General features: G+C 69.1%; 9 protein-coding genes. All 9 read right to left on the bottom strand.

All coding sequences use genetic code 11. The features are described 5' to 3' along the window. Nucleotides 1-248: 248 nt before the first annotated feature. The 9 genes from ACGFK0_RS17700 to ACGFK0_RS17660 all read right to left on the bottom strand — a co-directional run bounded on the left by ACGFK0_RS17700 (nucleotide 249) and on the right by ACGFK0_RS17660 (nucleotide 11096). Nucleotides 249-743 (bottom strand): hypothetical protein, encoded by a 495-nt coding sequence (locus tag ACGFK0_RS17700; protein WP_392905956.1) that lies wholly within the window; start codon nucleotides 741-743, stop codon nucleotides 249-251. Between the two features lie 306 nt (nucleotides 744-1049). After that, on the bottom strand, nucleotides 1050-1835 hold the full coding sequence (locus ACGFK0_RS17695) for a hypothetical protein (RefSeq protein ID WP_392905955.1): 786 nt from the start codon (nucleotides 1833-1835) through the stop codon (nucleotides 1050-1052). A gap of 132 nt (nucleotides 1836-1967) precedes the next feature. After that, complete coding sequence (locus ACGFK0_RS17690; RefSeq protein ID WP_392905954.1) at nucleotides 1968-2951, bottom strand: NlpC/P60 family protein; 984 nt, start codon at nucleotides 2949-2951, stop codon at nucleotides 1968-1970. After that, on the bottom strand, nucleotides 2942-3865 hold the full coding sequence (locus ACGFK0_RS17685; protein ID WP_392905953.1) for a replication-relaxation family protein: 924 nt from the start codon (nucleotides 3863-3865) through the stop codon (nucleotides 2942-2944). Before ACGFK0_RS17685 ends, ACGFK0_RS17690 begins: the two co-directional genes overlap by 10 nt. After that, a complete protein-coding gene (locus ACGFK0_RS17680; RefSeq protein WP_392905952.1) occupies nucleotides 3862-6312 on the bottom strand; it encodes a type IV secretory system conjugative DNA transfer family protein in 2451 nt (816 codons plus the stop codon). The genes ACGFK0_RS17685 and ACGFK0_RS17680 overlap by 4 nt, the downstream gene beginning before the upstream one ends. Next, the gene (locus ACGFK0_RS17675; RefSeq protein WP_392905951.1) at nucleotides 6309-8114 is read right to left on the bottom strand and encodes a VirB4 family type IV secretion system protein; all 1806 of its coding nucleotides are present in this window, start codon (nucleotides 8112-8114) and stop codon (nucleotides 6309-6311) included. Before ACGFK0_RS17675 ends, ACGFK0_RS17680 begins: the two co-directional genes overlap by 4 nt. Then, nucleotides 8111-8533, bottom strand: coding sequence for a hypothetical protein (locus tag ACGFK0_RS17670; protein ID WP_392905950.1), 423 nt, complete (start codon nucleotides 8531-8533; stop codon nucleotides 8111-8113). The genes ACGFK0_RS17675 and ACGFK0_RS17670 overlap by 4 nt, the downstream gene beginning before the upstream one ends. After that, nucleotides 8530-9495 carry a PrgI family protein gene (locus ACGFK0_RS17665; protein ID WP_392905948.1) on the bottom strand — a complete coding sequence of 322 codons (966 nt, stop codon included), beginning with the start codon at nucleotides 9493-9495 and terminating at the stop codon, nucleotides 8530-8532. Before ACGFK0_RS17665 ends, ACGFK0_RS17670 begins: the two co-directional genes overlap by 4 nt. Beyond that, a complete protein-coding gene (locus ACGFK0_RS17660; protein ID WP_392905947.1) occupies nucleotides 9492-11096 on the bottom strand; it encodes a hypothetical protein in 1605 nt (534 codons plus the stop codon). Before ACGFK0_RS17660 ends, ACGFK0_RS17665 begins: the two co-directional genes overlap by 4 nt. Between the last annotated feature and the right edge of the window lies 1 nt (nucleotide 11097).

Here is an 11097-nt window from a genome sequence, read left to right as displayed (position 1 = left end):
GCGCCGTCCGGTGGCGGGGGCCCGTGCGCGCCGTCCGGTGGCGGGGGCCCGTGCGCGCCGTCCGGTGGCGGGGGCCCGTGCGCGCCGTCCGGTGGCGGGGGCCCGTGCGCGCCGTCCGGTGGCCGGGCATGGTCTGGAGGGTCGAGGTGCCTGGCAAGGCACAAAGCGCTGTCAGACGGCGCGAAGAGCAAGGGGGCGGAGACCTGGTAGGTCCCCGCCCCGTGTTCCGGGTGCTGTTTCCTTCTTGTTCAGTTGGTCATGTCGGTGAGAGGGATGCGGTAGGGCTCGAGGTCTCCGTGTACGGACGCGTCAGCAAGGTTGATCCAGAAGACGCCCGGGTCGTCTGGGCCAATGTGGTCGACGAGTTGGAACGTGCCGCCTTCGCGCCATGCCTGGGTGGTGAAGAGCGTCGCGTGGAAGGCGTACGCCTTGGCGTCGGCGGCGTCGCGGGCGAGGCGCTCCTCAGCAATCGGGAACCCCACGGAGGGCGGGGTGTGGGGGTAGAGGATGAGCGCGGTCCAGGCGAGGCTTCCGGCCCAGGCTCGGTGGTCAGGCGTCAGGCCGGGGCGGAAGGGCAGGACGCCGACCTGTCCGAGGTGCAGGTCGAGGGTGACCTCGGCGTCCTCGGGGCTGATGAGGCTGGCCTGGGCCAGCGGTTCGACCAGCCGTGCGACTTCCCGGGCGAGGTGGTCGGGCGCGGTTGGTGTCTTCTGGATGTCGTGGGGGCGGTCGGTGTACGCCATGGCGTTGTGCTCTTTCGGCTAGACGGTGCGGGGACGGGTGTCCCCTCGTGCCGGTGGTCCGGGTCCGGACGGAACCGGGGCGTCATAGACCGCCACCTCGCGTGTCAAGGGCAAGGTCGGCGTGAGCTCGCCGCTGTATCCCCGCGGCAGGGGGACCTTCTCCGTGCGGCGGCGAGATCGCCCTGGGCAAGGGCCCTGCTCATGAGGAGGCCGGTGGGGAGGTGACGGCCGTCCCGCCCGGACTCGAGCTATCGGTGGCCGGGGCCCGTGCGCGCCGTCCGGTGGCCGGGCAAACTCATCCGAGTATTAACGGCGCGCTACGGCTCCAATTGATATTCCTAGCACAATGGTCGGTATGACCAATGCTGCCGACGCGGCTAGGTAAACGACCCCCGAAGAGGGCTGAGGGGCCCAGGAGCTTGGAGGAAAAGAGAGGGTCGCGATCGTCGCAATCGAGGCTACAGTCAATTGTGCAAGAGTTCCCCAGGTCAGCAAGCTCACGAAACTGCCGTAGGGCCATGAAGTTTTACGATGCTTGACGAACATGAGTATCGCATATGCAATTAGGCAAATTGCAGTGAATGTGATCATTAGCAGTGTTGCTATGTAGTGACGTTCATTTGGCCGCATCCCGTTAACGTAAGAGATTGCCGAAAGGAGGAGCATGGCGACCGTCAGGAGCAGCGTGAAGTAGATTATGGCATGAAGGAAATTCAGTACGCCAAAATCTCTTGTTTTGTATAGTTCTTCGATCATCCATGATAGTGCGACGATCATAGATATCGTGGCGCTGGCTAGTACGCTTCCAAGAAATTCATGCGCAGTGGCGGCGCGCGCGCAGATCTTCTCTCCGGAAAGTGTTGAAAACAGGTAAGCTATTATTGTTAGGCTGAAAAATGACGTGATAAGCAACTTGAGGACATAGCTACTGTTCTCTGTCCGCGCCTTCTTTTTCGAAGAACTAAGTATGAAGACTATTCCCGTAAATACGAAGCCAGCAAGTCCGCCGGAAAGGGCAACCCACTCGCCGGTAACGGGGCTCCAGCCTTGGAGATCGCACAAGTTTGAAGTGGGTGATGGCGCTAGGTGCATTACTTTAAGCTTCCAGTGAGCGAATGTGAGGCGAGGTATTAGGTTCAATTTGGATTCCGAAGGAATGATAAGTTATATCCATGACTTGGCCTTTCGGGTACGGGAGTGGCCGCATGTGGACGGAGCCGTCGATCAACCCCGTATCTGGCCTCTGAGCTTTAGGTAAGGGCGGGTGGTGCCGAGCCAGTCGGGGCGGTGGTAGGTCTCTACGCCGATGGCTGGGTGGCAGGTGGAGCAGCGGGCGGCGATCATTTGGCCGTGACCGATGACCAGGCCGACGTGGCCGGGGTGGTCGTTGGAGGTGCCGGGGCCGGAGTTGAAGAAGACGAGGTCGCCGGGTTGGGCTTGGTCGTTGGGTACGCGGACGCCGAAGGGCCATTGGGTGAAGGTTGTGCGTGGGATGGCGAGGCCGGCGGCGGCGTAGGCGGCTTGGACGAGGCTTGAGCAGTCCCAGGCGTCGGGGCCGGTGGCGCCGAAGACGTAGGGCTTGCCGCGTTGGGCCATGGCGAAGGCGATGATTTTCGCGATGGTCTCGTTGGGAGCGGTGACGGCCGCGGCTTCGGCGCACTCGGCTGGAGGCGTTACCTCGGTCGATGCCCTCGGGGTGGTGGGCGTCTTCTTGTAGTTGCGGGCGCGGTTGAGGACGTCGTCGACGTAGGTATTGCTGTGGTTGTAGGCGAACAGTGCGGCGCGCATCTTGGGTGGTGCGCCGTTGTGGCGGAGGTAGTTGGCGGCGGCGGGGATGGCGTCGGCCGGGTCGTAGCGGTCCTTCTTGCCGTCGTGGTTGCCGTCGACGCCGTAACTGGCCCAGGTGCCGGATAGGAACTGCATGGGGCCGCCGGCTCCGGCGTGGTTCTCGCCGGACTGGACGCCTGGTGCTTTGGAGCGTCCGTGGTCGGACTCGATGGAGCCGACGGCGGCGAGGATCTCCCAGGGGATGCCGTACTCGGCGGCGGCTTTGCGGTAAAGGGCGAGGTAGGTGGCGGGGATTCCGGCGATTGGTGGTCCGGTGGGCTGCTGTCGGCATGCGTCGGGTGGGGGCGTTGAGCCGGTGACGGCGCCGATGAGGACGACCGCCAGGACGACAAGGGCGACCAGGAGCGCGATTACCGGCAAGCGGTGTCCTCCGTCCTGTCGGGGCCGGTGGCGGACGTTGGCGGCGCTGCGGTGGTCAGGTCGGTCAATCGGCGGCGGGGGCCGTCCTGCCCCGCGGGTAGCCATACGGGCCCGGCGGGGCCGCCGGTGGCGGTGTCGGCGGGTGTGTGGACGGCTGTGGCGACCGGGACCGGTGGTGTCCCCAGCAGGGCGCGCAGGTGCGTTTCGCGGCGCGTGCTGGGCAGCCAGAACAGGACTGGGGTGGTGATGCCGGTCGCCTCGGCGAGGGCCTCGTAGCCGTTGAGTTTGGCGGCGACTTTGGCGAGGATGACGCTGCCGGTGTCGTGTTCGAGGAAGAAGTCGACCGTTGCTGGCCTCTTGGCTCCGGGGGTGGTTTCGGTCCATCGGCCGTAGGCGTCGGGGCGGGCGAGGTCTCCCCATAGCTGGGTGCAGCGGCGCTCGGGCCACCACTTGTCGAGGTGCGCGCCGGATGTGCGGCGGGCGTGGGCGTGGAGTTGGGTGAAGAACTCATTGACGCCGACCTGGTGGGCCAGGTGCCGGGAATGGCTGATCTGGAGCGCGGTGGTGCGGCGGTAGCCGAGTCCGGACAGGGTGGTGTCGCGATGGGCGGCCAGGTGCTGGGCCCCGAGAGGACCGAGGACCCAGTGATAGGGCGCTGCCCCGACGGGAACCCAGGGCTGGAAGCGTTCCAGGGCTTTGAGGCGGAACAGTTGCAGGAGCCGGTCGCGGGCCTTGCCGCGCGTGGTGAAGAAGATGGCGGCGAATTGGTGCGTGGTGAGGACGCGGTGTTCCCAGACCAGTTCCAGGATTGCCTGGTCGCGGTCGGTGAGCCGTCCGCGGAGTTCGAGGAACAGTTCGGGTGTCGCTCGTCTGGGCGTTGTGGCCGTCCAACGTTGACGGATCGTCTTCTTCACGGTGACTGGTTCCCCTCGGTGGCTGGGGTCTCGGCGCGCGGGTCGGACGATGGTCCCTTTCTGGTTGGTTTGGTCGTCGTCGCGCGTGGTGTGAAGTGCTGGCGGGAGGCCGCGCGGATGTGGTCGGCGCGGCCGAGGATCGGGTCGCGGAGTGGACGGGTGCGGAAGGTGAACGCCTGGGTCGGCTGGCCGGCGGTGACCAGGCGTCCGGCGGCTTGGTAGGCGCCCAGGTGAGCGAGGTCGTGCGCGGACAGGACGGGGCCGGCGTGCCGGGCGAGGTCGCTCGCGTCCTCGGGCGAGGCGGCGAAGTAGATCTTGTTGCGGGCGTCGGCCGAGACCGCATCGCGCAGGTCCTTGGGCAGCTGGGACAGGTGCTGGTGGGCCAGGACAAGCGAGAGCCGGTACCCGCGGGCCTCGGCCAAGATGTCGGACACCGATCCGGGCAGGTTGAGGAAGTTGTGGCACTCGTCGATGTAGGCGGCCGAGTCCGGGCGCTCGTCTTCGGGAAGGTCGGCGCGGCGGGTGACGCCCTGCCAGGTGTGCGCGAGCAGGAGCGACCCCATGAGCCGGGCGGCATCCTCACCGAGTACACCTTTGGGGAGGCGGGCCAGGACGAGGCCGCCGTGGTCGACGTGTCGGGCCAGGTCGACGGTGGATCCGGTCGCCGACAGGGCTTGATGGACGAACGGGCGGAGCAGGACGGCGCGGAGCTTGTTCATCACGGGCCCGATCGCGGCCGCCCGTCCGGCAGGTGACAACTCGTCGTAACCAGCCCAGAAGCCCCGTAGAAGATCATCCGACAGCCTTCCGACCACGCGGGCACGGAACGCCGAATCGGTGAGGAGTTGCGGGACCTGGGCGAGGGTGGCGCGGGACCCGTGGGCGCGCATGAGGCTCAGGCAGGCCGACCGCAACAGATCGTCCAGGCGCGGGCCCCAAGACGATCGGAAGCAGCGGTGGAAGATCGACACGACTGAGTCCACCGCGAACGCCGGGTCGGGGCCGGACAGGATCCCGACCGAGGGCGGCGGTGCCGGGTCGGACGGGTCGAACACCACCGTCCGCCCTGCCATGCGGCTCGGCAGCCGGTCCAGGACGTCGGCGATCAAGTCGCCCTTGGGGTCGATGACCAGCGCGCCGCGGCCCTCGCGGGCGTCGCCCAGGATGAGCGAGGCGAGCAGGGTGGATTTGCCGACGCCGGTCTGTCCCAGGACGTGAACGTGTTGGCGTGCCCCGACGACCGGCATCGCCACGAGGCGGGCGTGGCCCGCGTCGGCATCGCCCAACACCCGCGCGGCCCCGTGCGCGGTGCCGGGGCCAGTGGGCACGTCCGGGGACGGCGCGACCGGTCGCGCTCCGGCGCGCGTGATCGCGGGCGCGTCCGGATCGAGCGGCAGGTGCGCGAGGGCGGCCAGCTCGGCGGCACCCAGCAGATAGCCGCGCCCCAAACGGCGCTCGGCCAAGGCGAGGGCCGGGTCTCGGAGCCTGCGTCGGCGTAGGTGCTGATGGCCGGAGGCGAACAGCGCGGCGACCGATGCCAGGGCGTGGGCTCGCCCGCGCAGCCACTTCTCGGCGCTGTCGGCGTCGGGTGTGGCGACGGCGTAACGGATGTCGACCTCGAACCGCGGTTGCGTCGCCTTGGCCAGGATCGCGCGGACCTGCTCAGCCCGTTCCGGGTGCACGCTCGCATCAGCGGTATGGGACGGATAGCCGAGGTGACCGGTGCGTGTCCCTGGTGTGAGCAGGTCGAAGAAGAAGCCTCGTGACGTGGCCGGGTTCCCGCCCTTGAGCCTGGACGCGACGCGGTGGGCGCGCGCCAGACGCCGGCCGGTGGCGGGGCGGGCGAGGATCTGCACGGCGGCGCATTGGCCCTGGTCGAGTCCGGAAACCGCGCCGAGGAGGGAGCGGATCGGGTCGGCGTGGTGATCTGTCTTCAGCGGATAGGAGTCCTCGCGCGACAGGACCAGACGGCCTCCGGCCGCCGGGATGGACGGCGGGATGGGCGGCGCGGAAGCACGGGTCGTGGTGGTGGCGCCCGGCCACGCAGCCCGAATCGTCTCCTCGACCATCCCGGGCGGCACCGTCCCGGGCACCCAGATCTGTACACGCACCCCAGCGGCGCTGGCGACGTACTCAAACGCCACGTACGGCTGCCCGAAGATCCAGCGCTTCCAGGCCGGGGGGAGCAGGCCGGTCTGGTGGGCCCACCATGCCGGTGCACTGGCCGGATCGACTTGGGGCGGTACGGACACGGTGATCAGGCGGGCGTCGCGCGCGAACCGTTGTGTCTGCCAGCGCCGCACCGTGGCGCGTGCGAACTTGATGACGAGAGCGGCGACTCCGGACGCGAGGGCGATTGCCGGCCCGTACTGGGCGACCAGCACGGGGATGCGCTCGGCTTGGTCGAAGATGTGCGTCCACTCGGGAACATCACTGGTCGAAGTCATAGCGGGTCGGTCTCCTGACCGTCGTTGCCCAGCAGCTCGGCAGGGTCGGTAGTGATCACTTTGTGTTCCGCGGGTGAGGAGATGGCGCCGAAGGCTGCCCGATCGCCGGCGTTTCCGCCGCACAAGAGGCCCTCGCCCCTTTCAGCCGACAGCAAGAACGCGCGCTCGCCTTCGGACAGGCCGAACGCGTCACCGACGGCGGCGATGGCTTGAGGTGCCTGACGGAGCAGGATCTGGGTCGCGGAGTTGGCGACTACGGCGCGGCCGAGGTCGGAGGCCAGCAGGTCGGCGGCGTCCTGGGTGACGACCGTCAGCCCGGCCCAGTGCTTTCGGGCGGACTTGGCGAGCCGGTACAGGAAGCGGGCGCCCTCGGCCTCCTTCATCAACATCCACGCCTCGTCGACGATCACGAGGCGCGGGCGGCGGTCGACGGGGTTGGCGACCTTGCGCCAGATGGCGTCCAGTGCGAGCAGTACCCCGACGGACTTGACCTCCTCGGGCAGGTCCCGCAGCGAGAACACCACCAGATGCCCGGCCGGACGGGTCGTCGTGGCCTGCGCGAACAGCTCCTTGTAGGACCCGACGACGTACGGCGCGAGACGTTCGGCGATCGCCTCGCCCTCGGGATGGGAACTGATCGCCAGTTGTTCGACCAGGTCGGCCAGCAGCGGCGCCGGACGCGTCCACGTTGCGGGCGCGGAGTTGATGCCCCTCGCGGCGTAAGCGGCCAGGACAGCGCGGTCGAGAACGGGACGCGCGGCGGGCGTCAAAGCTTCGCCGAGCATCGCGGCGACGAGCGTCTGGGTGAACAGGGCACGGCGGATCAACGTGTCGTCGCCCTGGTCGGTGGGCAGGTCGAACGGGTTAAACGCCACGCCCTTCGCACCGAGGCCCAGATGGGTGCCGCCCGTCGTCTCGGCCAAGGCCCGGTACTCGTCCTCCGGATCGATAACCGACACCTCGACGCCGTGATACAGCAGGCGCAGCGCTTCGAGCTTGGTGAAGTAGCTCTTGCCCGCACCGGACCGCGCCAGGACGACGGAGTTGTGGTTGTCCTGGGCGAACCGATCCCACACCACGACACCGGAACTGGCGACATTCACCCCGTACAGCACCTCGTTGGAACCGGTCGGCGCGTTCAGGTCCGGGGACGCGAACGGGAACGACGCGGCCAGAGCGCTGGTGTCGAAGGTGCGGCGCTGCCGGGTCGCGTCCGTTCCGAGCGGGAGCGTCGACACCCAGCCCTGCATGGCACGGAACGTGGTCGGCTGCGCGTCCAGCAGAAGGGACGCGGCCAAGGCCCGCACCTGCTGAACCTCGCCATCCAGTTCCTCGGTGGTCCAGGCGTGCACGGTGAGATAGAGGCCGACGCGGAACAGGCGGCCGTCTCCGCGCGCCAGCGACGAAGCCAGATCGGCGGCATCATCGGCGGCGGCCTCGACACTGAAGTCGGCCAGCCGGCCCGCCTCGACGTTGGCGCGGGCACTGGACTCCAAGCGGGCGAGCTGTCGCCGGAGCCGCTGCGCGGCGACCATCGGCGGGATCGGCTCGACGTGCAGGGAGACATCCAGGCGCCCGGGGTAGGTGAGCAGCGGCTCCAGCCAGCCCGCGCCGACCTCGCGCGGATATCCGGTGATGGCGAATGACGCGCAGCAGCCGTCCGGCATCTGCAGCGACGATGCGTTCACGCGGAGCGCGGCGGGCGCGAGCAGATCGCCAAGCCCGACCCGCTGGTTCCGGTCATCGTCCTCGGTGGACGCGGCCGGGGCCACGGCGGCGCGGACGAGTGAGGACAGTTTCACCGGATCACCACCTGGACGGCCGAGTGGCCGCTGGCCTGCACGGTCGCGGTCAGGACGTGGGCGAAGTTCTCTCGGTCGAGGCTGCTCAGCGATGCGGCGGGGAACGCGCCGCCGGTGGCCAGCGCGGCCGCGATCTGCAGGACGGCGGCCTCACCCGCCGAGCACACCAGACGCCCACCGGCCAGTGCCGCGGCGGCCCGGTCCCACTTCACCCAGGCGAGCACGTCATCGCCGGCGGCCGTGGCGACGTCACGCTCGATGAACTGCGAACGGAAATCGGCACGGGTCAGCCAGAACCGGTGAACGATCAGCAGCTCGACCGCCGCGAACTCACCGCAAGCGCCTCGCGCGTAGCGGCGAAGCCCCTCGGCCAGCTCATTGGCGGTCGGTCGCTGCGAACGCCGATGGGTGTTTGTCATTCCGGGGCTCCTTCGGTGATGTAGGCGGTGATGGGTTGGTCCAGATCGGCAGGTGGAGCAGGCCGCTGGTAGCCGGGTGAGAACGTGTCCGACAGCACGCGCACGCAGGCATCGGCGTCCAGGACTTCGGCCGTGACCCCGAACCCGGTCAAGGCCCGGACGGCTTCAACTGCGCGGCGGGAGACGACGACGGCGCTCGCCTGACGTGCACGTCCTCGACGTCCCGCACCAGGGACGGGCTGGTCACGCACGACGATGAGCACCTCGCGCACCAGCAGCGTCCGCGAGTCGCCGAGTTCATCGAGATAGGCGGCATGGTCCTCGGCCGCGCGCCACAACGCCGGATGCGGAAGATCGGGCGCGGCCTCAGCCACTCGTTCGGCGAGGTCGGACAGATCGATCGGACGGGCCCGGATCAAGATCTGCACCGGGGCCTCAAGCGAGTTCAGCCACCGTCCGAAGAACCCGACCAGCGCGGCCTGCTCGGCGGATGTGCGCAGCCCGAACGAGATCGTTCCCGCCCGCACCAGCAGGGCCGTCCCCTCGCTGCCCAGGTCCATGACGCCGTCTTGGCGGACGGCGCGGACCGGGAACCGCAGGGTGCCCGGCAACTGGCCTCGCACCCTGCACCAGGCCGGGGCCCGGGGTATCGGCTCGGGCGCGGCGACGAGCGTGCGTCGCCGGCGAAGGTGGTCCAGGGCGGCCAGGACGAACCGGTCCAGGCCCATGCCGTCCCGGCGGCCGAGAGCCATCGCGCATCCGGCCGTCACCAGCGGGAAGCACAGCCCCGCCGTGACCGCGACCGGCAGCAACGGCGAGACCCCGACGAACACCGACGTCGCGATCACCGCGGTCGCGGCGAGGATGGTGAGCTGACGCGTGGTGAGCCCGTACATGATCTTGTCTGGCTGCTCCACGTCGGCCGGGATACGCGCCGACAGCGGCTCGTGATCGTCGTTCAACGGTTCCTCCTGCCATGGCGCCGGTAGCGGGGCGGGTCGAGCCGCACGAACCTGCGCGGTGCCGGGCGACGCGGGGCCTCGGCACGCCGGTAGGGGCGTGTCGGCGGCTGCGTCGGGATGCGCGGGTGCGGCCGGGCCGGTCCGCCCGCACCCGTCCGACCAGGGACATGCGGCCGGTGCGGCGTCCCCCTGGGCGCTGCGCCGTGTCCGGCCCGGTGATGGGTTCCGGTGCCGCCGTGCGCGGCGCTGTGGGCGCCGCTACGGGCCCCGTTTGCCGGACCGGGGCGGGGACGGTGGCGCCGGTCAGCGCCACGCGGCTGGTGGCATTGGGCGCCGTGACCGGGCCCGCGATTGGGGCGCGGTGCCGGACCGCCATGCGGGCCACCGGACGGCCCACCACGGGGACCGTTCGGACCGCCGCGCCCGCGGGACCCGCCGCCGGGTCCGGGCCGGGCAGCCCCGGCGGACGCGGTACGCGCGGCGCGCGCGCCACGGCCACCCCGCGTCGCCTTCCCAAAGACACCCAGCACGGCGCCGACGCCCTTGTAGACCACGAACGTCCGCACGAGCTGGCTGAGTATCCGCGGCTGAGCGGGCTGCCAGACAGTGCGCGCGACCCAACGAGGGATACAGATCAAGATGTACAGCAGCGCGATCACCAGCAGCAGGTCGACCAGTTCGGCCTGCTCGGTCGGGACCCCGAAGAAGGCATGGTTGTTGTCGCTGTGCTGCGACAGCAGCAGCCGCAGCGCGTTAATGAACACGAACGACTGGCAGACCTGGATCGCCAGTGCGCCGGTAATCCCGCGCCACCACAGCCGGGCGAGGCCGTCGGTGAGCGCCAGCGCGTGGAACATCAACGCGATCGGCGCGACACCAATCAAGATCATGATGATCGCCAGCCGCATCACGTAGATGAACGCCAGGACGCAGGCCAGGACGACGACAACGAGCGTGACGAGGACGAGGAAGGCCCCTCCGGTGTTGACCGAGGCGCCAATGCCCTCGGCGAAGATCCGCCCGGCCTCATCCGGGTTGATCTCGTCGCCGCCGCTCATGAGGATCGAGCGGGCGAGCCCGTTGGCGAGCTGGATGCCGTACCCGATCACGACCAGGCTGAGGTTCATCGCGGCGAACGCGGCCACCAGCCGCACGATCGCCTGTCCGGGGCCGGCGACGCCGGAGAAGGTCTGACCGGCCATCAACAGCACGCCGGAGACCAGCACCAGGAGCACGAAGCAGGTGTTGGCGATCACGCGGGACGTCGCCCAGATCTGCTCGGCCTGATTCATCGGCGGCGACCCGATCTCCGGCGTACCGAGCTGGGTACTGGCCAGAAACCCCAGCACCGGCGTCAGGGCGCTCTTGGCCAGCGACCGGAACCAGCCGGTGATCGCCTCCTTGGTGTGGCAGCCCATGTCCACCCAGCCGCAGTCGTCCTCGTCCTCCTGACCGTCGCCGGAGTCGCCGTCGTCCTCAGGATCGAAAGGGGCGACGGCGGACACGGCGCTCGCGTGCTGAACGGAGGAAGGCGCGTCAGCGGTGGCGTGCAAGAGCAGGCTCGACACCGTCGTGCCCGCCAAAAGAGCGAGCGCGATCAAA

The organism is Spirillospora sp. NPDC048823 (assembly GCF_043198445.1).
Taxonomy (GTDB): Bacteria; Actinomycetota; Actinomycetes; order Streptosporangiales; family Streptosporangiaceae; genus Spirillospora.
This window is presented reverse-complemented; position numbering and strand designations above follow the sequence as displayed.